This window comes from uncultured Sanguibacteroides sp. (assembly GCF_900543425.1).
Taxonomy (GTDB): Bacteria; Bacteroidota; Bacteroidia; order Bacteroidales; family Marinifilaceae; genus Gabonibacter.
The window spans coordinates 1-25,378 of the sequence record NZ_UQRQ01000007.1; the positions used below are offsets into that span (position 1 = coordinate 1).

Genomic DNA, 25,378 nt, shown 5'->3' on the forward strand with positions numbered 1-25,378 from the left:
AATCGAATCTTTCAGGGCTTTCTTATTTAGTGATTCAGAGATTGACTTTTATAAACGGGATACAGATTTTCTTAATTTACAATCTAAAATCTACAATTTGCAATTAAAAGATTCAGGAAGAATAACTCATAAACCATTGGGTTACTTTCTCGCTATAAGTTTTTGAAATCGGAATATCCGGCACCTTATCCACTCCCAGTTCCAGGTAAATCCCGTCTTTTCCCCGTCGAATAACCCTGACTTGCTCGAAATTCACCATATAGGAACGATGACAACGTAATATGGTCGTATTAAAAAAATGTTCTTCCATATTTTTCAACGTATTACGCAACATAAAGCGGGTCACGACCCCCTTGTTCAAGTACCAGATAAAAACATAGTTATCCGCCGACTCTATGTATAATAGGTTACTCCGCTTTACAGATAAACGCAATTCCCCTTTCTCGTCGTAAAACGAAAGAACGGTTGCTTTTCCGCCTGCATCCGTCTTTTCCTCTTCCAGTCTCCTTAACTGCCGCTCTTTCTCCTGCCAGGAAAAATAGAGCATAAGAATAGCATAAGGGAGGAGCAATACCAGACTTGTATTTTTCATGGAATCTTTAAAAACATCCATCACCTCTCTCCCTTCATTTAACGAGAGCGTGTATACCGTGTAAAAAAGAGCCATAAAGAATATTTCTCCTAAAATCCAAAGCCCGTATTGAACGTATGAGATAAAATGAGATTTTACGTAATGATACATTATGATACGACTGATGACGACCACCAAAACCCCGGTTAGAATAACCAGACTGGAAAAAACGAAAAATTTAAACTCAGAAACAGGATACCAACTGGAAGAGCTAAAAGGCTTATATATATTAATAAATACAAGGGCAAAAAGGGCGGTAAACAGGACTAAACGAACTAAATTCGTTTTCTCGTACATATAAGCCGGTATCTTACGATTCAACAATCCCATCTTTCCATGTTTGCAAACAAAGATACGTTATTTTTTCCCAGAATTTTCACCACCTATAAACGAATTTCACCCCATTATATCAATTTTTGTCCCTTTCCGGGAGGTGCTAAACCTTTTTTTTGGAAAATTGAGCTTTCTACCTTTTGTTTGTAAACAAAAACACACTAAGTCATGAAAATTTCGTTACGTACCCAACAATTGAAATCTATTTTTTCTTACGAAAAGAAGGCAATTATCGAAGACAGACCTTTGGAAATTCGTCCCTACCGTTTTATACAACGTACCGGGGAAAACGAAATCAATTGTTTTCAAGAGTCCATCCCCACCACAGAATTTTGCCCTATACCGGATAACGGTATCGAAGAAAATAAAAATTTCCCGTACGTGGTTTTCGTTCCTAAAGGAACACAAAAGACCGATCAGGCTATTCTGTTACTACACGGATTAAACGAACGGAGTTGGGAAAAATACCTGACATGGGCAGAATTTTTATCCTTGGCCACCGGAAAAGCCGTTATCCTTTTTCCTATCGCCTTTCATATGAACAGGACTCCCAGTAACTGGTACAACCCAAGAGCTATCCTCCCTTGGGTAACCAAGCGTAAACAACAAATCTCCGACCTGTCTAATTCTACCTTCGTCAACGTGGCGCTGAGCTGTCGATTGTCCGAAAGCCCCATCCGGTTTTATGCTTCAGGAAGGGAATCTATTTTCAATCTATGGCAACTACTGTCAGAAATCAAACAAGGAAAACATCCACTTTTTAAAGAAGATTCCTCCGTAAATATTTTTGCTTACTCGATAGGCGCATTACTCGCTCAGATTTTATTCCTGGCAAATCCGGATCATTTGGTTCAAAACAGTCGCTTATTCATGTTTTGTGGCGGCTCCATATTCAGTCAAATGAACGGAAATGCAAGGGACATCATGGATCAGGAAGCCTATGGACGCGTGCGTCACTATTTCTTACATAATTTTTTGGAAAACAACGAGCATCACCGGATGTTACCCACGGTATTTAAAGAAGATTTTCTGGAAAAAGCTTTCAAGGCCATGCTTGTTCCCGAAACCTTAAAAGAATACAGGGAAACCTTCTTTAAAGAAAATAAAGAACGGATCAAAATCCTCACGTTAAAGAATGACATCGTTATGCCGACCTCCGGCGTTATCGAGGCTTTGGGAGTATCCAACGCCACCACTATATTAGAAGAATGGGATTTCCCGTACGATTACAATCATCAAAATCCGTTCCCCTCGAATACGCGCATTGCTCCCGAATTACTTTATCAATCATTCAAGGGGCTCTTTAACAAAGCAGCGTCCTTTCTTTAAAGCTACTTCATCCTTCCCATAAACAAAATGAGACCGTAAACGTACAACGAGTAAACTAATTGATAGGAATATGAAATTACACGTGTATTCTTCATCTCGAAAAACGGCCCACGCGTTATGTCGGAAATTGATAGAAAAGATGAAAGAAAAAGAGGGAGCTTTCCATTTAGCCATACCGGGCGGTAATACCCCCATTCCATTTTATAAAGCCTTAGCGGGAAAATATAAAAAAGATATTCAGTGGGAACGTATCCGCCTTTACTGGGTAGACGAAATCTGCGTACCTCCGACAGATCCGGCGAGTAATTACGGATTGGTGAAACGGCTGCTTTTAGACCATGTCCCTCTACCAGTATCTCAAATCTTTCGTATCCACGGGGAAGCCGATCCGGAAGAAGAAGCCTGCCGCTACTCGCGATTGGTAAAGGATCAATTACCATCCAAGGAGGGTATACCCGTTTTTGATATGGTTATAGTCGGGGTCGGTAATGACGGACATACTTCCGCTATCTTTCCGGGAGAGGAATCCCTTTTCCATTGTCAGGAAAATTATGCCGTAGCTTTTCAACCGGAAAGCGGGCAGAAACGAATAGCTTTAACCGGTAATCCCACGCTTCACGCCCGCGATATCAGCATTTATATCACAGGAGTAGATAAAGCCCCTATTGTAAAGAAGATACTAATCGATTCCAATTTAGTCGATGATTACGCGGCTAAATTTATCCTACAGGAAGATGCTCGTTTGGAACTCTTTTTAGATCGCTCAGCCCTTTCCTTAACCAAAGACTGGCAGATATCAACCCTAATTGATGCGGATTACCCGGAACATACCCCGAAATCACTCTACGACGCCTCCGGCAATATCCAATAATTCTGTTGTTATTCCCTGTTGTCGAAGCTTGTTGTATTCCAATTGCAAATTACCCAACAATTTAATTGCATTATCATTAGCCATTTGCATGGAAAGGATTCGAGCCGCTTGCTCGGACGTCTGGTTCTCCAAAAGAGCCCGATACAAAGTGGAACGAATCGTTAGAGGGTAAACCGCATCCAAAATGGAAACACAATCCGGTTCGTAAATATATATTCTATTTTGCTCCGTGACTGAAAGCTTTTCAGGCTCTTTCCCTTTCCAGGGTAAAAGCTGAAAACAAGTCATTTCCTGGGAACCTATACTCTTGTAATGAGCGTATATTACGTCTACCCGATCAATCTCTTTTTCCAAAAAACGATGCATCAACTCATCGCCCAAGGATAACATCTCTTTCGAATGTTCTTTCCGTACTGTCAATTCAGGTATCTCTTTTATCTCGATTCCTGCCGTACGTCTTACTTCTGTTAAAATTTTTTTTCCGACAGGATACACCTCCACCCTCTTTCCCTTCTCCCGATCCAATAATACTTCCTGCAATTTTTTATATAACATGAGGTTAAAAGAGCCACAAAGCCCCTCGTCCGACCCGAAAACGACAACAGCAACTTTTTCCACGGATCGCTCAATACTCCACGGAGAAACGTAATCGCACGTACCCGAGATACGATCCAATAGACGTTGCAATTGTTCCAGATAGGGGCGAGTATTATACAAGGCATTTTCTGCCTTTCTCAGCCTGGCCGAAGAGATCATCTTCATCGCCCCCGTTATCTTTTGGGAAGAGTGTACCGAATTAATCCTCCCTTTTAATTCTCGTGTCGTTGCCATGTTGTTTATTCCTTAAATTTTTGAGCTACATCTGCTGCAACCTCTTTCAACAAAACAGAAACAGAATCATCCAAAATACCGTCACGTAGTTTATCCAATACTTCTTTCCGGTACCTGGATCGCAAAATTTCCAAAAAGAATTTCTCAAACTCAGCTACATTCTTTAAGGGAACACCTTTCAATAAAGCTTGTGTACCACAATATATGACAGCCACTTCTTCCTCCACAGGCATAGGAGAATAAGCAGGTTGTATCAGTAGTTGTGCATTTTTACGCCCCTTATCGATAACCATGGCCGTCACCGAATCCATATCTCCGCCAAATTTAGCAAAAGCTTCCAACTCCCGGTATTGGGCCTGATCGATTTTCAAAGTCCCCGCTATTTTTTTCATGGATTTTATCTGTGCATTACCTCCTACACGGGAAACAGAAACCCCCACGTTAATAGCAGGTCGTACGCCTTCATTAAATAAACTGGATTCCAGAAATATTTGTCCATCCGTTATTGAAATCACATTTGTAGGAATATAAGCAGAGACATCACCGGCCTGAGTTTCAATAATAGGCAAAGCCGTCAAAGACCCTCCTCCTTTAATATAAGGTTTCAATACTTCCGGCAAATCATTCATTGAGGCGGCCACCTCGTCATTCGAAATAATCCGTGCTGCTCTCTCCAACAATCTGGAATGCAGGTAAAAAATATCACCCGGATAAGCTTCCCGTCCGGAAGGACGACGCAAAATCAACGAAATTTCACGATAAGCCACGGCCTGCTTGGAAAGATCGTCATACACGACAAGAGCGTGACGACCGCTGTCCCGGAAAAACTCCCCGATAGTTGCTCCCGCGAAAGGAGCGTAATAACGCATTGCCGCGGAATCCGAAGCATTTGCCGCTAACACAATAGTATATTCCAACGCTCCGCGCTCGCGTAACGTATTTACCAACATGGCAACAGAAGAAGCCTTTTGTCCGACCGCCACGTAAATACAATAGACAGGATCTCCTTCATCGAAATTCTTTCGCTGATTCAATATGGTATCTATCGCTATCGTTGTCTTTCCCGTTTGTCTGTCGCCGATAATCAACTCCCGTTGTCCACGACCGATTGGCACCATGGAGTCAACAGCTTTAATCCCGGTTTGCAAAGGCTCTTTCACCGGCTGCCGATAGATAACACCCGGGGCTTTCCGTTCCAAAGGTAACTGGATCAAGTCCCCCTGAATAGGACCGGCTCCGTCGATCGGTTCTCCTAACGTATTCACTACACGCCCTAACAACCCTTCTCCTACCTTAATAGAGGCAATATTACCGGTACGCTTTACCGTAAAATTTTCTTTTACCTTATCCCCGGCATTCATCAGTATGACTCCGACATTATCCTCTTCCAGATTCATTGCCACTCCCAACACCCCGTTTTCAAATTCGATCAACTCATTGGAGCGCACGTTATCCAATCCAAACACGTGAGCAACACCGTCACCGACCTCCATTACCGTCCCCACCTCTTCAAAAGCCATCTTGGTATCCACCTCCTTAAGCTGCATCTCTAATATATCTGAAATTTCATCTGCTTTAATCATAACTTTTCACTTAAAAATTAATTTTCTATTTCAAAAGTCCCAGACGAATCTCCTTCAATTCCCTGAGCAATGAAGCATCCAATTGACGAGTTCCGATCACCAAAATAAATCCTCCGATAATAGCCGGATCTATTTTATGCACGAACTCTATTGTTTTATCTGTACTTTTTTTCACAAATGCCTTAATCCTCTCCAATCCTTCTTCCTTCAGATCGGTTGCCGTAATCACCTTCACCCGTATTATACCATAAGCCTCCCTATAAAGTTTCTGGTACACCAGGCAAATCGATCTCATATACATCTCCCGATGATTTTTGATCAGCAACCGAATGGCCCGCAAATAGGCTTGTCCGGGCTCAATCCCGATCGCTGTCGATAAAAGTTGTATTTTATCATCAGCCGACAACATCGGATTCAACAAAGCCTTCTGTAAATCCGGATGAGAGATATAGTTTGCCTGAAATAATTTCATCTTATCATAGACCAACTCTTCTACTCCCAGACTTTGTGCATACCGGAATAGTGCTTTCGCGTATCTACGTGCAATCAATCCTTCATCCATACTCTTTACTCTTTATTCTCTAACTCATTCAATAACTTATCGATGATTTCCATCTGAGCCTTATCGGTAGACAAATCTCTTCGCACCAACTTTTCAGCTATCTGGAGAGAAAGTATTCCCACCTGCTTTCGCATTTGTAATTCAGCTTCCCGTTTCGATTGTTCTACGGCTAATTTTGCCGCCTCGATCACCCGATGAGCCTCTTTATCCGCTTCTTGACGAGCTTCTTCGATTTTTTCCCGTTTCAGTCGTTCTGTTTGCTGTAACACCTCCAATTGCTGCTTGTGCGCTTCGGCAAGCAACTTTTGGGCATCGGCTTTCGCCTGTTCCCTATCTTTTTGGGCTTCCCGGGTGAACTCCACGCCTTTATCAATAAAAGCGGCCCGTTCCTCCATGTTTTTTATGATCACCGGCCAGGCAAATTTTCCGAGAATACCCAACAGGATCAAAAAAACAACCAGCATCCAAAACGCCAATCCGAATTCCGGTGTAAATAATGACATAACCTAACGTTTATACAAATAAAGCCAACAAACAAACAATAATCGCAAAAAGGGCAACCCCTTCCACCAAAGCGGCAATAACAATCATATTGGTTCTGATCTTATTGGTTGACTCCGGTTGACGAGCGATGGCATCCATGGCAGAAGAACCGATTTTTCCAATTCCGATACCGGCCCCGATTGCCGCAATGCCTGCTCCGATTGCTGCTCCGATCTTTGCCAAACCAACGCTGGCAACTGCTTCTAATAAAATCATACTTAACATAACCTTTTCATTTTAAATTAATTCTTTATTCATCTATTGTTCCACAACCCTTTGATTGTTTCAATTCATTGTTTCATTCGATCATTCATCACTATCCTTTTTTACCCGGGCCAATCCGATAAATAAGGCGGAAAGCATCATAAATACGTAAGCCTGAATAAAAGCGATTAACACGTGAATCAAATCCATAAATACGGCAAAAAAGACAGATAAAACTGTCGTTGTGCCCACAACAAGGCTTCCCATCGCTCCAAACAGGAATATCAATGATATTAAAATAATAATAATCAAGTGTCCCCCCAACATATTGGCAAAAAGCCGGATCATTAGGGCGGCCGGTTTCGTGAATACCCCAAATACTTCGATCAAAGGCATGATCGGAAGAGGAAACTTCAACCACGTCGGCACATCCGGCCAAAAAACATCTTTCCAATACCTCTTCGTTCCAGAAACATTCACGATAACAAAAGTACATAAAGCCAGTACCAAGGTGATAGAAAGATTTCCGGTCACATTGGCTCCCCCGGGAAAAACAGCAATCATGCCCACCAAGTTTGCTATAAAAATAAAGAAAAATACGGTCAATAAATAAGAAGCATAACGCTTGGCTTCCTCTCCCAATATTCCTACAATAACTTCCTGGTACAGCATCTCCACAATCATCTCGATAAATCCCAATCCCTTGCGTGGAGCCTTCCATTTTTTTCGTTTATAAAAGCGAACCAAAGCAAAAGCCATCCACAAGGTTAATAAAGCAGTTAGAAGGATCGACATCACATTTCTCGTGATAGAAAAATCTAACGGCCGATACAAATTACCCAAAACATCCTCACCAACCACCTTATTTTCGTATTTTCCTTCCCCGGTGATATAAAAGCCTTCGTGTTTATTCCCCTTCTCCAGATGCTTCGAACTGAATATATGCCATTTACCCGTATTATCTCTGACAATGACGGGCAAAGGTAACTTCAGGTTACTGGCAATTTCCCAGCCGTATGTATCTCCCAAATGCTCAAAAATAACCTTTTTAGGCTGGAAAACATCTTTCTTCTCTCCCTGCCCTATCTCCTCGTCCACACCTCTCGATACGGTTTCCAGGCTATCGTTTCGCACTCCCGGATTTTCCCGAGCAAATACCTTCATACCTCCTGCAAACAGAAACAACATCACGAAATATGTAATCCATTTTTTCATAACCTTAACCGATACAAATAATCACTTCGTTATCTCGTACTTCCACCACTCCACTCTCTATCATCAGCTCTTTCTCCCCTTCTGTTCCCAGGTAAACGACCTTTCCTTCAACCAACGAGGAAACCAATGGTGCATGATCTTTTAAAACGGTAAAAAGTCCCAGACTTCCCGGTAAAGAGACCCGCTCCACGTCACCTTTGTATATTACTTTTTCCGGAGATATAATTTTCAATTTCATAATACACCCCTTTTCTACTTAACAAACCTCCTATTTCTCCGCTGCCGCCATCATCTCTTTTCCTTTCTTTATCACATCATCGATGGTTCCCACGTTCATAAATGCCTGTTCCGGATATTCATCCATATCACCATCCAGGATCATCTTAAATCCACGAATAGTCTCCTCCAAAGGTACCATCACTCCCGGTATTCCCGTAAATTGCTCTGCGACATGAAAAGGCTGAGAAAGAAATCTTTGTGCCCGTCTCGCCCGATTGACAACAATTTTATCCGAATCCGAAAGTTCATCCACGCCTAAAATAGCAATAATATCTTGAAGTTCATTGTAATGTTGTAATAACTCTATCACCCGTTGAGCTATATTATAATGTTCTTCACCGACAATATTCGGATCCAAAATACGAGAACTGGATTCTAACGGATCAACAGCAGGATAAATACCCAACTCCGTAATCTTACGACTCAATACCGTCGTAGCATCCAAAAAATTAAACGTTGTAGCCGGAGCGGGGTCGGTTAAATCATCCGCGGGAACGTAAATAGCCTGAATAGAAGTAATCGATCCGTTCTTTGTGGAAGTAATCCGCTCCTGTAATTTTCCCATCTCTGAAGCCAAGGTCGGCTGATACCCCACGGCAGACGGCATCCGTCCCAACAAGGCCGAAACCTCGGACCCCGCCTGAGTAAAACGGAATATATTATCAATAAAGAATAAGATCTCATGACCTCCCTCGTTTGAATCCCTAAACATTTCCGCCACGGTCAAACCGGAGAGAGCCACTCTTAAACGAGCTCCAGGGGGTTCGTTCATTTGTCCGAAAACCAAAGTCGCCTGAGATTGATTCACTTTTTCCATATCCACACTCTCCAGATCCCATTTTCCCTCCTCCATCTCATTCTTAAATTTTTCACCGTAATTGATGACTCCGGATGCGATCATCTCCCGCAACAAATCGTTTCCTTCCCTTGTTCGTTCTCCAACTCCCGCAAAAACAGAATATCCGTTATGTCCCTTCGCTATGTTATTGATCATTTCCATGATCAATACCGTCTTTCCCACGCCCGCTCCGCCGAATAAACCGATCTTTCCTCCTTTGGCATAAGGCTCCAACAGATCGATAACCTTAATACCCGTAAACAAAAACTCCTCCTTAATCGATAAATCTTCAAATTTAGGAGCCTCTCTATGAATAGAAAGTGTTTCAGAATAGTCTAAAGGAGCCAAGTAATCAATGGCATCACCCGTGACATTCAGCAAACGTCCTTTTATTTGTTGTCCTACAGGCATCGTTAAAGTCCTGCCCAAATCAATAGCTTTCATTCCCCGGCACAATCCATCCGTCGTATCCATGGCAACACAACGTACGGTATTTTCTCCGACATGCTGTTCAACCTCTACGATCAACTTATGCCCATTATCTCTTTCAATTTCCAACGCTTCATAAATCGGTGGTAATTCGCCTTCTTTATTCTCGAAGATAACATCGACAACAGGTCCGATTACCTGTGTAACATACCCAATTTTCTGTATCATAACATCAATTTAAATTCTATAAACATCAGAACTATATGTTAACGTATTTCAACTTAAAAAGTTTTTATTCTAATACCGTTAACACTACAAGGCAGGAACATCCTCTATTAATAGACTCAAACAGAACTAAATAATTATTTTATTCAGCATATAGATATAAAATCCCTGTATATGCCGCTCGAATAAATGCCCTTCTATTTTCCGGTAACTATCGGTATACTTCAATAAAGCGATCATCGTTTGACGGTTACTCCTTGCAGAGGAATCAAACCATCTGCCTTTTTGAAGTTCGGATTCTGCAGGCAAATCAACCGTAGGCATCAAAACAAACGAGCTTCCTATCCAATCGTAAGCATTCATTAATTTATCAACCGTCACAGGCAAAGAAAAACTCATTTGATAATTCTCAGAAACAATAGAATTTGCATCCTCTCCCTCATAAATAGCTTTCTGAAGAGGCTCTGCCCCGACACTCAGGGACACCACTAAAATCAATATGATTCTAACCAATCTTTGCATAACCACTCATACGTTATCAAAGATAATGCCAATTTTGAATTATTACAACATATTTCAAATAAAAAAAAAGTAATATCCTCTGATACAGCTCAATCTTTAAGTAGAGCAGAATCGGAAAACGGAGGTAATTTTCAGATCAGGAGAAAAAGATACCTTTATTACCTTCCGTTTTCCTGGCAGGATTCTACTTGATCTGTTTCAATGCCTGACTGGCAATCTCATCTGCAGGATCGATCCCGATCACCTTAGAGAAATAGGATTTTGCAGTATCATACTCCGCTTTAGCCGGCAAGGGATTACCATTATTTTTAGCGGTAATAGCATCTGCCTGCAAATAATAGTAATATCCCAAATACTTATAACTCTCTATCAACTCTTTTTTATTGCGTTCCGGTTGTTCCAAGGCTATTTCAATTACTTTTTCATAGTAAGGACGAGCCAAACCTTTCTCCGTCTCGGGATCCAACATGGAATTCACCCGGGCACGCCAGAAATAGCCGACATAACTTTGCGGCACTTCCACACTCACGACACCGAATAAAGAATCGGCTACCATCAATTCTCTATTTCGTGAATCCGTAACGGAATCCCGACAGGCCACGTTATAAAAACATTTCCCCAATCGTAATACATCCCCGGGTTCGGAATTTTCCGTTTCTTCCGTGTATTTTTGGTAATAGCGCATTGCCCGATCCGGTTGTTTCATTTTTATACTTATATCCATCATCTCCCGGTAAAGGTCTCTTTTGGTCTCATCCTTAAGTAACGCTTTTTCGTAATAAGACAAAGCATCATCATAACGCTCGACTAATACCAATTGCTCCGCATAACACAAAAAATCTTGGGCTATGCATTCATTTTCGGGAGTTGTTTCTATAAAATGCCGGATAGCATTTATTCCATTAGCATCAGGCTCAAGTTTCGACAAACAATAAGCATACAATCTCTTAGCCACTTTATTGTCGGATAACTCTTTTAAAACCGAATTGATTACCGGAAGCATCTCTTCGTATTGTTTATTAAAATAAAGGATTCCGGCATAACGCAACAAATGACTCGTATCGTAATAACCGTAACGAATGAATTCGGCATAATATTTTGCCGCATCACTATAAGCTCCGGACATTTCATACAACTCTCCAAGCAGACAATAAGTCCCGCAAAAATCCGGAGCCATCTCCTTCACCCGATTCAGGCTTTCCATTGAAAACGATGAATTGGTCGCCATATACAGCTGTGCCAATTTCATATAAGCCCCTATACAATCAGGAGAGAAGTAAAGCGCCATATCATATTTTGCACAAGCATCACCGATATTGCCCTCTTTGGCTAAAACATCTCCTTCCAGTAAATAGGGTAATCCGCTTTTACTATCGTACTCCTTAGCCTGTTGTATATACTCCATCGCTTTTTCTCGGTCTCCGGTATAAAAATAAGCCTGAGCCAATGCCAACCGTAAACGGACATTTTTTTTATACCCTTTGATTTTAAGAGCTTCTTCAAAAATATCCTCCGCCTTTTTCGCATCCTTTTTTAATGTTAACTTTCCAATTCCTATATAATTATAGGGATATTCAGGCTGAACCTCTATCCCCTTTTCATAATAAATTCGTGCCGAATCGGGCTGTCCCAATGCTACATAATTTTCTCCCAAATAATAATATGCCTCCATTTTTTGTTCCGGCGCAACGACCTCCAGATTTTTCAAAAAATACATTTTAGAGACATCATACATTCCGGATTGATATAAATCAATACCCTCCTTGTTACCCGCCGCCTTTACCCATACTCCGGCAAACAACAAACTTATGCATCCTATTAATTTTATCGAGTTCATGACTTTACATTTTATTATCCATTCATCTTATAACTCACCCCTTACATCCACAATATTCACAGGCATCGTAGCCGGCAATAATCCGGATTTTAAAATAATTCTCTGCCCCTGAGCACCCGTAACGAAGGAGGTTAATCCGGTCGGTAAAACACCCTTGGGATCATTCAACAAAATATAGATGTCTCTTCTCAACGGATACTGACCGGTATAAAGATAGTACTGATAGGGCTGATAACTGTTTTGATACGAAGGCATTCGAGAGCGACTAATACGCATGACCTGAATATCCTTTTTAAAATCTTTACAAAGCGAATCCTGCTCTTCACTAATCCAATTCACCCCAATCACCCCTAAAGCTCCCGGCGTACGAGCGACATAATCAATAACTTGTCGATTAGTCCCGGCTGCCCGACAACGATCGGACAACGTATCTCCCCGACATATGGAATCGATCACGTAACGAACCGTACTGGAGTTCGGATGGTCAAAAACGACCTGAATCTTTCCCAACGCGGAGCGAGAAGAGAGTTCTCTCCAATCCGTAATTTTTCCCGAAAAAATCTTTTGCAACATATCCAGATTGACAATCGAATCGGCATTATGCTTGTGTACGATCAAAGCAATTCCGTCCGTGGCAATTTTAATCGATTGCGGAAAAAATTTACGACTATGAAACGATTCCGTTTCCTCCTCCGATAAAGGACGGGTAGCGATAACGAAACGCACGCTATCCTTTAATAAAAGATTGATTGCCTCCACTTCATTCGTATATACAGGAAGTATTCCCGCGTACTCGTATCGCGATTCGAATACAGCGATCTCCTCATCCGCAATCGGAGAAAGAGTTTGATCGACAGCTATGGGAATTACGCCGCTAAACAAAGTTTCCTGTACCGCCGATGAATTGCCTTTACAGGCAACCATCAGCAGTAAGACGAAACCCAACCCAATATAGTTACTTCGTTTTTTCATAAATCACCGTTGAATTTTAAACGTGATCGGTAAAGTAAAACGTACGGAAACAGGAACTCCCTGTTGCTTTCCGGGAATCCATTTCGGCATTTTCTTCACTACCCGTACGGCCTCTTTATCCAAATCCGTATCCACGGAACGCAACACTTCGACATCCCTGACACTCCCGTCCTTTCCGATCACGAATTGTACGATTACTTTACCGGAAATCCCCATCTCTTCTGCTATTGCCGGGTAATGTACCTCTTTACTGAGCCACTTCAACAACGCTTTCATCCCACCGGGAAATGTCGGACTCTGTTCGACCACCTGAAAAACAGCATCTTCATCATTTACAACTAACTTGTGATCCTCCAGATCGGCAATATCCTTTCCGGACTCCTCATCGTTTCCCTTTACGTCCGCTACAGAGATCGCCACCTTTGCCTGAGTTACCTCTTCCTGAGTTTTCAACTCGTCTTCATCTCTCACCTCTTCATCTTTTTTGATTACCGGAGCCGTGAATTTTATCGTACTCTTCAACGTGGGAGGAGGCGGAACATTTACCGCAACCACCTTATTTTCTTCCTTTACCTCCGGTAACTCCATCTTTAAATTCGACAACTCGGTTACCGTAACCATTTTTTCTTGGGCCTTCGCCGGAGTAAAAAAACGAATAAAAATAGGCAATACCATAAGCATCACGATCAAACCGATAATAATCAGGTAGGCCGTGATATGGCGTCTGGAAGAACTCTTACGAAGCACGTAAGCCCCGTATTCCTTATTTTTTCCTTCGAAGATCAGATCACACCATTCTCCGCAGGTTACATCCAAATCTTTTGCCATAACCTATTGCTTTAATTCCACATAACGAACAACTTCTTTCAGGTCTTCCGCGTATCCATCATGCGTCAAATCCTGCAATAAACGCAAATCACCGGGAGTAATATCCATAATGGCATAACGCCCTATATTACAAATTTGCATCTCGTCCAAAGCATCTATCAGATTTTTATAATTGGCAAAATCTGTTGCTTTAATCAATACCACGGGAGAATCTTTATCTTTCCGAATCTCTGACGACTGTTTCATATACTCTTCATTCGTGATCTCCAGGTTGGCTTTTTTCCGTTTTAGTTCACGAATCTTTTGAACCACAAACTGATTACGTCCCAACAATAGAGCACGCAATCCGTTGGAGGAAAAATCAGTCTCTTTCAATAAATCCGGATCATCATAATTCGGCTCCCCCACGTAATAATATACCTTACCCTCTTTTCCTAATAAAATCGTTATCGCCTTAGAAGCTTTCACTTTATTTTGCTCCTGTTCATTTAATAAATCTTTCCGAGGCATACTAATTTCCATTGTCTGAGGTTTACTCATAGAGGTACATAGCATGAAAAAAGTAATCAATAACATATTCATATCCACCATGGGAGTAAAATCCACATGAATGTCGAACTTTTTCTGTTTACCCTTTCTTCTGCCACCCTCCTCTTTTTGTTGAATCTCTGCCATAATTTTTTATTTTAAAATCGATCAGACTTCAGGTGCGTTCTTTAAATTGGTAATCAGATTATACCGATTCTCTCTTAAATACTGAAGGGTATTCATGATATCTTTAATCAAAGGATAAGGAGTATTTTGATCTGCCTTAATCGCAATGACTAACTCTTTATTTACTTCCCGTGCACATTGCATCCAGGTCTTAAATTGATTATCCGTACTATCACACGGTATTCCGTAATTCATGATCAGCTTATCCTGTTCTTCCGGAGATAGTGCAAGAAATTGTTTCATGCCTTGAATAGGTACTCCAAAAGAATTATTCAAACTAAATTTTTTCAACTCCTGATCCGTAAAAGCGATATTATAATTTTCTCCCATTCTCTTTAAAACTTCCATCCGATCCTGAGGTTTATCCAAGCCCATAAATACCTTTCCATTCGATTCGATCAATATGGATACGATATTATTTTCCGGTATCTTTATTTCCGATACGGACTGCGGAGGACTGACCTTCACAGGCTCTTTCTGGATAAAAGTGGATGTCAGCATAAAGAAGGTCAACAATAAGACCGTCACGTCACTCATGGCCGTCATATCGATACGTGTTGATTTCTTTTTCATTTTCTGACTCATCACTCGTTCATTTTAATGGTTTCTCATTCAAATCATGCCAAAAGCGGATCGGTTGTCGGGGCAACCTGATTTTCTGTCTCCTCCCGAATGTCCGCTTCCGGCTTTCGAACGGCAAAAGTTTGCACGATATAAGCCCCGATTTCATCGATACTATGCGTAATACCATCTATTTTACTCGTGTAAAAGTTATAGGCGATAACCGCACAAGCTCCCGTCGCAATTCCAAAGGCCGTGTTTACCAAAGCTTCGGAAATACCCATCGAAAGAGCGATAGAATCCGTCCCCCCGGCAGACGACAAAGCCGCAAACGACTTTATCATTCCGATAACAGTTCCCAGCAATCCCATCAAGGTTCCCAACGTGGTTATCGTCGCAATGACGGGTAGATTCTGTTCCATAGTAGGTAATTCCAACATCGTCGCCTCTTCCAAATCTTTCCTCACGGCCAATTGCTTCTCTTCCTTAAGCATTCTTTCGTTCGACTTCACATCCGCATAAGTTGCCAGGGAAGCCCGGATCACATTGGCTACAGCCCCCTTCTGTTCGTCACACAAAGTTTTTACACCCTCCAGATCTCCATCCGCTAAGGATTTCTTTACTTTCACCACGAACTGTTTCAAATCTTTTTTGCCTCTTGCCTTGCGTAAAGCAAAAAAACGTTCCACGCTTAGCGTCAATACGGTAAATAAAAGAGTTTGGATCACGGGAACAATGATACCCCCTTTATAAATAGTTCCTAATAAATTCCCCGGTAAGGGATGGTTATTCGGATCATTGTTAATAAAGTTTACAGGATTACCGAACACGAAATGATAAACGACCAATGCCAAAGCAAAACAAAGAATAATAATCGGAAATGCAGATATTCCAAAGTTTCTTTTTCCTTTATTTATATTTTCACTCTTTTTCATGATTTCAAATTTTAAATATTACAATGCCAAGTACAACGCTAAAAAAACTAACCCGAAAACAACTCCCATTACGAGAAACGGATATAACTTTTGCAGGACCAATTCCCCGCTTAATTTTCTCTTTTCCATGATATAATTATTTATTCAAAAACATAAAATAGTTGCTCTTTGCGAAGTATAGAAACCGGAACTTCTCCGCCTTCTTTCTCATACACGAACGGCCGATTACAATTTATCCATAAACATACGTTACACACCTTGATACCCGGACACGATATCAACGTTACGATATACCTGTTCCCGAATGAATCTCGCAAATCTATTCATTCTTCACTTTTCACACCTGATATTCACAGGCGCAATGGGTCAGAACAGCAAAAAACAGGCAGGCTAAACAATTATTTTACGCAGATGATAGACATAGAAACCTTTCTGGTGACGAAGCACAAGAAGTTTATCAAAATTCTCTTGAGAAAGAGTTTTCTCCGATAAAACTACATCTATTTTTAAAGAAGAAAGTTGAATATTTCGATAATGTAATAAGGACACGTGTTCCCGATTACCATTAAAAGAAATTTCTTGTTGGGAAAAAACGAGAGATCGCTCTATGGCCCCACTACGGTCTATTTCAGCCGTCGAAAGTGTTGGATCATCCTTCTCCCCTTCTACACATACTTCATTCCCCACGACTCCCCGACTATCGGACTCCAAACCGAATAGTTCCGTGCCAAACAGGAAGAGAAGCATGAACAGCGAGACATATTGAAACAATATCTTTCTCATTTTTTCATATTAATTACACTCAAAATTAAGAAATATTATTTTCAAAAAAAACGTTTTTGATAAATAATTTATGAATTTGATAAGGATTCACATTAATCCATATTCTTTTATTTATCTATCTCATATTTTAATTTTCTTATACGATAAACAAATCCAAAAGTTAACGAACCGTTTTTCCGTGCCAATTCATGAATTTCATTCGAAAACAGGTCATTTTAATGAAGTAAGATGTAACAACCCTTGTTTTAATCACGAATAAAATATAACTTGCATTATTCAAATCATGTAAATAAATCGTATTGAACATGAAAATAGAAACTTTAACTACAGCTGAAGAGGCCTTACGTTCGCTAAGTGAAAAACTCATCTTTATTATCGGACAAAGTCGGGTAAATCCGTTTCACATTGCATTATCCGGCAGTAAAACGGCACAAATGCTATTCAAAATATGGGTAAAAGAATACAAAGAACGTATTCCCTGGGACATACTCCGTTTCTATTGGGTAGACGAGAGATGTGTCGCCCCGGATGACGATGAAAGTAACTTCAAACATGCCGAACAACTTCTTTTCCATCCTCTGGAAATTCCCATAGACCACATTCACCGCATCTGGGGAGAACAAGATCCCAATATCGAGGCGGAACGTTACTCGGAAATGGTTAAATGGGAACTTCCCGGCTATTCCGATCTTCCCCGTTTCAACTGCATCATTCTCGGCGTAGGTACGGACGGGCATACGGCTTCTATCTTTCCGGAGTCATCCAATTTATTAACAGATCGTCGTTGCTATGCGGTATCTCAACATCCCGTCACGGGGCAAAAACGAATCGGTATGACGGGTTCTCTTATTTTACAGGGAAAACATATTTTGGTTCCCGTTCTCGGCCCCGAAAAAAAGGAGATCATAGAGCACATTGCCCAGGGTGAAGGAAATTTTCCGGCTCTTTATATCCTTTCAAAAGCTCGTAATGCTTATATATACACGGATCAACTATTATAATTTCATCACAAAGAAAGTTTCAATATAATCGTATTAACCGGGAAATAATTTTCCCGGTTAATGTTTTATAAATCAACACGAAACATTTACTGATAGTAAATTCATGTTATTTTTCAATAATCATAAATCATTTTAAACAAAACAAAATAAAGCGTACAATCGATATACATGGATAATATCTAAAAACAAAAAGAAATGAAAAAAGTATTACAAGAATTCAAAGCTTTTGCCATGCGTGGGAATGTAGTGGATATGGCTGTCGGTATCATTATCGGAGGAGCTTTTGGCAAAATAGTTTCCTCGTTAGTCGGTGATATTCTAATGCCAGCTATCGGCTTGGCATTGGGAGGTATCAATTTCTCTCATCTAAAAATAGTCTTAAAACAAGCTGTCCTCGATAACGGGAAGATAGTCTCCCCGGAAGTTGCTTTAACCTATGGCAATTTTATACAAGTAGTCATAGACTTTATAATCATTGCCTTTTCTATATTTATCCTTATAAAGGTAATCAGCAAGCTATCTCAAAAGAAAGAAGAACCCCCCGCCACACCACCGGCTCCCCCTGCCGATGTCCAGCTATTAACAGAAATACGGGACCTTTTAAAAGAAAAAGAGATAAAATAAATTTTCATCGCCATTATTACAAAAAAATACTGATCTTTATAAGCAAGATCAGTATTTTTTTTGTAAAGAAACATCCATCGCACTTCCATCCGGTTACATAAAATACATATTTTTCAGAAAGCACCGCATCCCGTTTCTACATGCTATTCAGATGATTGTATTGACAATAAATAATACAATATCAAAATAGCAACAAGTTTTATTGGAAACCATAACAAGCATTATTATAATAAATATCAGCAAATATTTGCATATATAATTATTTTGTTTTTAATTTATAGAAATAAATTAACAATCTAAATGATTAGCTATGAAAAAGAAAATTTTACTTATTATGATGTTATTTATAACTCTTAGCGGGAGTTATAAAGAGGAAGTAAAAGCGGCCAGTAGTCTTGTTTTTATGGAAACTCTCTCTTCTACTGAAACACCGAAACCACCGTTTTTCCAAGTTCCTCCCCCAGAAAAGCTTACGATTGAAGAGGACGGAGTTACGACCATTACGACACTAATTACCGGAACTACACCTATCAAAGTTTACATTCGTCACAATAACGTATCAATTATCGATAATTCAGATTATACAATAACCATAAATCAAAATATTGTAACCATTGTCATTAGTGAGACAAAAGCAAAACATGCAGGGGAATATAAAATAATAGCCACAAACAAAGTAAGCTCCGTATCAGCAATATGCACATTGACCGTTGCCAAAAAAAGTCCAATACAAGGCTAAACTTAATTTTCTAAAGCATTATTAAAAGAATTGTTCTATAATGGAAAAATAAGGACAATCTTTTTAAAGTATACTATATTTCTCCTTACTTTTCAGCACATAGTTAAAAACTTATCTATTTATAAAAATTATAAAGTTAGCATCATGAACAAGAACAATATCTTTATCGAGGCCGTGTACGAGTTTAAATGTTCCCGCAGGAATATTCTTTTCAGAATATTTACAATTCTATCTATCACGGGATTCGTTGTCTACCAGTTCACTCCCCTGTTTGAAAATGGTATCAACTCGATAGAAGATTTGTTCCGGTTCTCCATGGTCTGGGTATCACAAGCCTTACCCTCCTCCATCCCTTACAAGACGGCTTATTATTTTAACATCGTTCAATTGTTCTTCGTCATCGGTTTTATCGTTAACGACTCGAGAACCACCAGGTTCAGAGCCAAAGAAACCTTACACACACACCCGCTCGAAAATGACGATATCGTGATCGGAAGTTTTTTAGGGAAATGGCTTCTCTTTACCGTGGTGAACCTTATCGTGTTTGCCATTTCCATACTGATAAACGCCGTTTTTTATCCCCGCTCTTTTGACTTGGCTCTCTATCTCTTTTACTGGCTCACGCTTAACCTACCGGCCTTGGTTTACTTCCTCGGTATCTCCTACCTCGTGATCCGGTTCGTTCGTCAACAAGGACTAAATTTGATGATTTTAATCCTCTTGCTTGGTACCATCGGTTATTATGGTGCCGATTGGTTTAACGGTTTACTCGACCCGTGCGCCAGTTATATCCCCAATATGTTTTCCGATTTCACGGGACACGTGAACTTGGGAAACTACCTGTTGCAAAGAAGTTTTATCCTGCTAACGGGTATCGGGTTCCTCGCCTTGTCGATTATTCCATACCCCAGAATTCCCAATTACCGGAAAACCTCCAAAAAAAGCCTGAACGTTGCCTTCGCTATGTTTATACTGGCATGCGGACTGGCGATCGTGTTCGCTTCCCGTCACGGGGCAATTGACAATCAAAGGGAAGCCTACAAGCGAGTGTACGAGGAACACGGGAAACTCCCGGCCGCAAGAATCGTTCGAAACGACTTGCACGTGAAAGAGAAAAAAAACGGCAATATCGCGGTAAACAGCAGGATGGAAATCGAGAACAGAAACGTGAAAGCAATACCTCTCGTCATCTATCTCAACCCGGGACTCAAAGTCAACTCCCTCGAGATAGACGGGAAAATGGCCTCTTTCAAAAGGGAACAGCAAGCTATTGTCTCGGAGAAAAAATTAAAACCCGGGGAAAAGGTCGAGGTAGCTATCGATTACGAGGGAAACATCGAGAACGATATCTGCTTTTTAGATACGGACTCGGAAAAATACCATTCCCCGGCGATAAATAATATCGATATATACCGCTTCGGTTACACGCCCGCTTTTTGCGGGAAGGGGTACAAGCTGCTTACACCGGAGTGTATCTGGTACCCGGTGTGCGTGCCACCGTACGGGGAAACCGGGATCAGGAACGTCAATTTCTCCCGCTACTCGTTACGGGTGGAACACGATCCCCGGTTGACAGCTATCTCGCAAGGAAGTACCATAAAGGAAAAGAAAGGAGAAACCACGTTCACCCTCGACCATGACATGCCGGGTATCAGCTTGTGTATCGGGAACTACAAGAAACGGGAAATCACGGTAGATTCAACCCGTATGACACTTTATTACCTACCCAGCCACGAGTATCTTCTAAAGAAACACGACGATTTTCCGGTAGAAGACTTAAGAGAGAAATTAAAAGGCATCAAGGAGGTAACTTTTGAAAGCGAATGTATACGAACTGCCGAATCTAAAAAAAGATCTTACTTGGGGCAAAAGAATAACTATGACCCGACACAAAAATACCCCTACCGCTGGTTCTCGCTCGTGGAGGTACCTTGTAACTTTCATTGCTTTCCCGGGATAATGCGATTGACCGGAGAGCGTGTACAGGGAGGAATAGTGTTTATACCGGAAAAAAAATATTCGTTAGAAATTTATTCTTTCGAACCTACTAAAGAAATGACAGATAGAGATATAGCAATTTTCTGGTTAAACCTGGATATTGAATTTATCAAACAGAACGGCAGTTATGACGTGAAGCCTATGTTCAGCGGAAAAACAATGTTTATTTCCTCCCGGAAATACCCGATCATTCATGATATTTTAACCAACGTGGCACGTGGAGATTTCAAAGACAATAATTCATCCCCGATGGACGATTACCTCGCTGCCGAGTACCTGAACGGCAAGAGTTTAAAAGATGCCCTACACGATAAAAAATTATCCTCGGGCAGGTTAGGAAGTATTATCCGTAAAAAAAGTGAAGAACTATGGGCATACATCATGTTACAGGTGAAAGAAGAACAATTTCAAGAATTTTATTTGGACTTTGCCAAGAATAACCTTTTTCAGGAAACCACCTCGGGTGAGTTTTTCCGGCAGTTTAACGATACGTTCGGATTCCGGTTAGATTCCCTCGTGGAGAATTGCTACAACGCTAATCGATTGCCCCTGCTCGATGTGCGGGATGTACGGGTCATGAAGATCACGGAAACAGACACACCCTATAGTTTGTATAGCTTCAAGGTATTTAACCGGAGTGATGCGCCCGGACTAATCAAAACGGGAGAACACAAAGGGTGGATTATCCCACCGCACGAGGGAAGGGAAATACGGGTTCGGGGACAGCAATATTATGGAAATATCCTGCAAACACCTTTGGCTCAAAATATTCCCGCTATTGTACGTTTCAAAACAGAAGACCCGGGAAACGCCAACGTGGACACGACTACCGGGGTCCTTAAATTAGACGCATCCATGTTCCCTGCGGACAAGAAAGAGAATGAAATTATCGTGGATAACGAAGATCCCGGGTTCAAGGTGGTAAAACCGGAGAGTTTTATCACCTCTTTATTCCGAAAAGAAAAAAAACGGGAAAAATATCATGAATTTTTCACGGAAGATACCTGGTTTCTTACTATTCAAAACCATTTTTATGGCTTCCCCGTGAAAAGTGCATATTATAAAATAGCCGGTTCTGGTAAGCAAAAAGTGGAGTGGAACGTCACCTTACCGCGAGAGGGAAAATACGAGGTATTCTTTTACTACACGGAATTCGGTGACTCAGATTCTTTTACCATGGGTGTACCCGAAAATCTAAAGATATTACGTTCCTATACCGTTTTCGACGGTAAAAAAGAGCAGGAAGTTATCGTCTCTTTGAGCAAAGAGAAAGAAGGGAGCTGGATATCCTTAGGAACGTTCGATTTTTCGAAAAACGCCCGGGTAACCCTAAGCGATAAGACCTTAAATAAAGACTTCCGCCAAGGACTTGTGGCCGATGCCGTGAAGTGGGTGAAAATAAAAGAATAAATTCAAGTTGACAAAAGATTAATTTAACTCCTATAATGATACCCGGGGACGGTTCTTGGGTGTTATTTTTATACCTCAAGAACCGTCCCCGGGGTACAAAAAATAACTTGACGGGACGGTTCATCTCGCAAAATCAATAAATCAATAATCAATTATTTTATTTTCAATAACAACGCATTCACGGCAACTATAACCGTACTGAATGACATCAGGACCGCCCCCAACGCAGGGCTTAAAACGATGCCGACCGGAGCAAGGATTCCTGCAGCTAAAGGAATGGCAATGATATTGTATCCTGCAGCCCACCATAAATTCTGTACCATTTTGGAAGAGGTTCTTTTTGCCAATGACAAAAAATGGATGATGTCGTAAGGATTACTTTGTACTAAAACCACATCGGCCGAATCGATAGCGACATCCGTACCTGCACCAATAGCAACACCGATATCCGCACGGACTAACGCGGGCGCATCGTTTACTCCATCGCCGACCATCATCACCTTTTCCCCTTTTTGCTGATACTCTTCGATTATCTTTTCCTTATCCCCGGGAAGTAAAGAAGCACGTACATTATCTATACCCAATGATTCGGCAATCATCATGGCCGATGCCGGATTATCACCCGTCAACATAACAGAAAGGATATTTTTTTGCCGCAAAGCTTCTATCGTTTCACGGGCTTCCGGTTTTATCCGGTCGCCCTGGGCAACCAAACCGATCACTTCTTCTTTCCACAAAAGATAACTGATCGAATTTCCTTGACGGGCCAATCGATCAAACTCGTCGGAATCATACGGGATACGATTTGTATTTAAGTAAGTAACGGCAACAAGTTTCACGGGATTACCGTCGATCTCCCCTGTCAACCCGGTTCCCTCCATAAGAGTAACATGTTCGGCATCGGATATAGTAATATTTCTTCTGTGGGCTTCCCCTACAATTTGCTGAGCCAAAGGATGATCCGAATGAACTTCTAAGGCGGCCATCATACTTATAACCTGCTTGTCATTCCATTTACCGGAAAGACTCTTTATTTCGGTTATTCGAAAATTTCCTTCCGTCAAGGTTCCCGTTTTATCCATAGTGACCACATTTATTTTTTTGGCTTTTTCGAGAGCATTTCTATTCCGAATCAGAAGTCCACGAGTCGCACCTAAAGAGGTAGAACGAGCTACCACCAAAGGTATAGCCAATCCTAACGCGTGAGGACAAGCAATAATAAATACAGTTACCATACGAGTCAATGCCGTATTTAAATTCTGATCGATGGCCAACCAAAGAATAAAAGCAATTATTCCCACGCACAACGCCACGTAAAAAAGAGCTTTTGCCACTTTATCGGATACGGATTCGACCCTGGACTTTTCCATCTGGGCATTACTTACCAACTCCATCACTTGGGCAAGGTAACCGGATTCCCCGGTACCCGTAACCTCTATCACAATCGTCCCGTTACCGTTCAAGGAGCCTCCTATCACAGAAGCTCCGACTCCCTTTTTCACTCCCCGGGATTCTCCCGTAACCATGGATTCATTTACTGTTGTTTCTCCCGAGACGATTTTTCCGTCCGTCGGGATCCGTTCGTTCAATTTCACCATCACCTGCTGTCCTATTTTCACCTCTTGAAGAGGAACCTCCCTCGTACTTCCATCTTGCTGTACAAGATGTACACTCCCCGGAAGTAATTCCGCCATTTTTTGTAAAGCATTCCCGGCACGTCCGACCGCCCTCATCTCAACCCAATGTCCCAGTAACATAATCACGATTAACGTGGCTAATTCCCAGAAAAACTCCATCTTATGATCAATAGTATGCAATATATCATTTGCAATAAAAGCATATACACTATAGACATAAGACACGATGATTCCCATGGCAATCAAGGTCATCATAGCCGGACTTTTCATTTGTAACTCCATTTTTGCCCCGGATAAAAAAGGTTTACCTCCATAAAAAAACAGGAAAGAAGCCAAAACGAGCACGATCCAAGACGACCCCGGAAACGACAATTGCCAAGAAGCACGTATACCCATCATCGGGGATAATAATAAAATCGGTACGGTTATTACAAGCGAAACCCAAAATTTTTGTTTCAAATTACCCATATGCATCATATGACCACCCATACTATTTCCTGCCATATGACCTTTCGTATCCATTTTCATATCTTCTTTCATCGTATGATTCCGTTCCATTTTCATTCAGCTTAACAATGGCAAATATACGAGAAAAACTTTCAATAAGTGTCATTTTTTTTATAATATCACAAATATCAATCTACTTAACGTTCGAGCTACACTTCCGGAGCCATCGAAACAACAGACCTTGTGACATTTTTCAAGAATATAAAAATCATATACTTTACTATACAACAACTACTTAACAAGCTATAAAAGTAAAAGAGGAATGGTTTTAAAACGAATGATTTTTTTAGATCGCCAAAATTCTAAATATGAAGCAAAATCACTTATCTTTGCTCCGCAATTCTAAATAGTCACATTTTGAGAACAATTCTTAGACTTATACTGGTTTAATATTAGCCTCATAAACCACAGGCTAATAGTTCTTTTGTTCGAGTAGG

General features: G+C 40.9%; 23 protein-coding genes and 1 pseudogene. 6 read left to right on the forward strand and 18 right to left on the reverse strand.

The annotated features are described in order from the left end of the window. Positions 1-112 precede the first annotated feature (112 nt). A complete protein-coding gene (locus QZR76_RS05065) occupies positions 113-961 on the reverse strand; it encodes a LytTR family DNA-binding domain-containing protein (RefSeq protein WP_294140979.1) in 849 nt (282 codons plus the stop codon). A gap of 171 nt (positions 962-1,132) precedes the next feature. Here QZR76_RS05065 and QZR76_RS05070 point away from each other — a divergent pair, with 171 nt between their 5' ends. Together QZR76_RS05070 and pgl (QZR76_RS05075) are read left to right on the forward strand one after the other, a co-directional pair. Beyond that, positions 1,133-2,293 (forward strand): DUF6051 family protein, encoded by a 1,161-nt coding sequence (locus QZR76_RS05070; RefSeq protein ID WP_294140981.1) that lies wholly within the window; start codon positions 1,133-1,135, stop codon positions 2,291-2,293. A gap of 70 nt (positions 2,294-2,363) precedes the next feature. Beyond that, positions 2,364-3,164, forward strand: a complete 801-nt coding sequence (pgl, locus tag QZR76_RS05075) for a 6-phosphogluconolactonase (protein ID WP_294140983.1) — start codon at positions 2,364-2,366, stop codon at positions 3,162-3,164. On the opposite strand, the gene atpG is transcribed toward pgl (QZR76_RS05075), so the two are convergent. The 16 genes and pseudogenes from atpG to QZR76_RS05155 all read right to left on the reverse strand — a co-directional run bounded on the left by atpG (position 3,132) and on the right by QZR76_RS05155 (position 17,025). Further along, entirely contained in the window at positions 3,132-3,995 is an 864-nt protein-coding gene (gene atpG / locus QZR76_RS05080) for an ATP synthase F1 subunit gamma (RefSeq protein WP_294140986.1), read from the reverse strand. The two genes, pgl (QZR76_RS05075) and atpG, sit on opposite strands and share 33 nt — an antisense overlap. Before the next feature lie 5 nt (positions 3,996-4,000). Beyond that, entirely contained in the window at positions 4,001-5,578 is a 1,578-nt protein-coding gene (atpA, locus tag QZR76_RS05085; protein ID WP_294140988.1) for a F0F1 ATP synthase subunit alpha, read from the reverse strand. Positions 5,579-5,603: 25 nt separating this feature from the next. Then, a complete protein-coding gene (locus QZR76_RS05090; RefSeq protein ID WP_294140990.1) occupies positions 5,604-6,140 on the reverse strand; it encodes a F0F1 ATP synthase subunit delta in 537 nt (178 codons plus the stop codon). 5 nt (positions 6,141-6,145) lie between these two features. Next, positions 6,146-6,643 (reverse strand): F0F1 ATP synthase subunit B, encoded by a 498-nt coding sequence (gene atpF, locus QZR76_RS05095; protein ID WP_294140991.1) that lies wholly within the window; start codon positions 6,641-6,643, stop codon positions 6,146-6,148. Positions 6,644-6,653: 10 nt separating this feature from the next. Continuing rightward, positions 6,654-6,908: an ATP synthase F0 subunit C gene (gene atpE, locus QZR76_RS05100; RefSeq protein WP_041502119.1), complete on the reverse strand. Its 255-nt coding sequence runs from the start codon at positions 6,906-6,908 to the stop codon at positions 6,654-6,656. Between the two features lie 81 nt (positions 6,909-6,989). After that, positions 6,990-8,102, reverse strand: a complete 1,113-nt coding sequence (atpB, locus tag QZR76_RS05105) for a F0F1 ATP synthase subunit A (protein WP_294140993.1) — start codon at positions 8,100-8,102, stop codon at positions 6,990-6,992. Between the two features lie 4 nt (positions 8,103-8,106). Continuing rightward, positions 8,107-8,343 (reverse strand): ATP synthase F1 subunit epsilon, encoded by a 237-nt coding sequence (gene atpC, locus QZR76_RS05110; RefSeq protein WP_294141208.1) that lies wholly within the window; start codon positions 8,341-8,343, stop codon positions 8,107-8,109. A 27-nt stretch (positions 8,344-8,370) separates the two neighbouring features. Then, positions 8,371-9,876 carry a F0F1 ATP synthase subunit beta gene (atpD, locus tag QZR76_RS05115; RefSeq protein ID WP_294140995.1) on the reverse strand — a complete coding sequence of 502 codons (1,506 nt, stop codon included), beginning with the start codon at positions 9,874-9,876 and terminating at the stop codon, positions 8,371-8,373. Between the two features lie 126 nt (positions 9,877-10,002). Continuing rightward, positions 10,003-10,395: a hypothetical protein gene (locus QZR76_RS05120; protein ID WP_294140997.1), complete on the reverse strand. Its 393-nt coding sequence runs from the start codon at positions 10,393-10,395 to the stop codon at positions 10,003-10,005. Positions 10,396-10,579: 184 nt separating this feature from the next. Continuing rightward, the gene (locus QZR76_RS05125) at positions 10,580-12,232 is read right to left on the reverse strand and encodes a tetratricopeptide repeat protein (RefSeq protein WP_294140998.1); all 1,653 of its coding nucleotides are present in this window, start codon (positions 12,230-12,232) and stop codon (positions 10,580-10,582) included. Positions 12,233-12,259: 27 nt separating this feature from the next. Next, on the reverse strand, positions 12,260-13,204 hold the full coding sequence (locus tag QZR76_RS05130) for a substrate-binding domain-containing protein (protein ID WP_294141004.1): 945 nt from the start codon (positions 13,202-13,204) through the stop codon (positions 12,260-12,262). 3 nt (positions 13,205-13,207) lie between these two features. Then, positions 13,208-14,032, reverse strand: coding sequence for an energy transducer TonB (locus tag QZR76_RS05135; RefSeq protein WP_294141007.1), 825 nt, complete (start codon positions 14,030-14,032; stop codon positions 13,208-13,210). A gap of 3 nt (positions 14,033-14,035) precedes the next feature. Continuing rightward, positions 14,036-14,707 carry a biopolymer transporter ExbD gene (locus QZR76_RS05140; protein WP_294141008.1) on the reverse strand — a complete coding sequence of 224 codons (672 nt, stop codon included), beginning with the start codon at positions 14,705-14,707 and terminating at the stop codon, positions 14,036-14,038. 21 nt (positions 14,708-14,728) lie between these two features. Continuing rightward, positions 14,729-15,334, reverse strand: coding sequence for a biopolymer transporter ExbD (locus tag QZR76_RS05145; RefSeq protein ID WP_294141010.1), 606 nt, complete (start codon positions 15,332-15,334; stop codon positions 14,729-14,731). A gap of 107 nt (positions 15,335-15,441) precedes the next feature. Next, a pseudogene (locus QZR76_RS05150) lies at positions 15,442-16,242 on the reverse strand (MotA/TolQ/ExbB proton channel family protein); the annotation flags it as partial. 390 nt (positions 16,243-16,632) lie between these two features. Then, the gene (locus tag QZR76_RS05155; protein ID WP_294141012.1) at positions 16,633-17,025 is read right to left on the reverse strand and encodes a hypothetical protein; all 393 of its coding nucleotides are present in this window, start codon (positions 17,023-17,025) and stop codon (positions 16,633-16,635) included. 305 nt (positions 17,026-17,330) lie between these two features. Here QZR76_RS05155 and pgl (QZR76_RS05160) point away from each other — a divergent pair, with 305 nt between their 5' ends. The 4 genes from pgl (QZR76_RS05160) (at position 17,331) to QZR76_RS05175 (ending at position 22,797) form a co-directional block, all read left to right on the forward strand. Then, positions 17,331-18,026, forward strand: coding sequence for a 6-phosphogluconolactonase (gene pgl / locus QZR76_RS05160; protein WP_294141014.1), 696 nt, complete (start codon positions 17,331-17,333; stop codon positions 18,024-18,026). Positions 18,027-18,221: 195 nt separating this feature from the next. After that, the gene (gene mscL, locus QZR76_RS05165) at positions 18,222-18,650 is read left to right on the forward strand and encodes a large-conductance mechanosensitive channel protein MscL (protein ID WP_294141016.1); all 429 of its coding nucleotides are present in this window, start codon (positions 18,222-18,224) and stop codon (positions 18,648-18,650) included. 310 nt (positions 18,651-18,960) lie between these two features. Further along, positions 18,961-19,389: a hypothetical protein gene (locus QZR76_RS05170; RefSeq protein ID WP_294141018.1), complete on the forward strand. Its 429-nt coding sequence runs from the start codon at positions 18,961-18,963 to the stop codon at positions 19,387-19,389. Positions 19,390-19,533: 144 nt separating this feature from the next. Next, on the forward strand, positions 19,534-22,797 hold the full coding sequence (locus tag QZR76_RS05175; RefSeq protein ID WP_294141019.1) for a hypothetical protein: 3,264 nt from the start codon (positions 19,534-19,536) through the stop codon (positions 22,795-22,797). A gap of 152 nt (positions 22,798-22,949) precedes the next feature. Here QZR76_RS05175 and QZR76_RS05180 read toward each other — a convergent pair whose 3' ends face one another. Then, positions 22,950-24,992: a heavy metal translocating P-type ATPase gene (locus QZR76_RS05180; RefSeq protein WP_294141021.1), complete on the reverse strand. Its 2,043-nt coding sequence runs from the start codon at positions 24,990-24,992 to the stop codon at positions 22,950-22,952. Positions 24,993-25,378 lie beyond the last annotated feature (386 nt).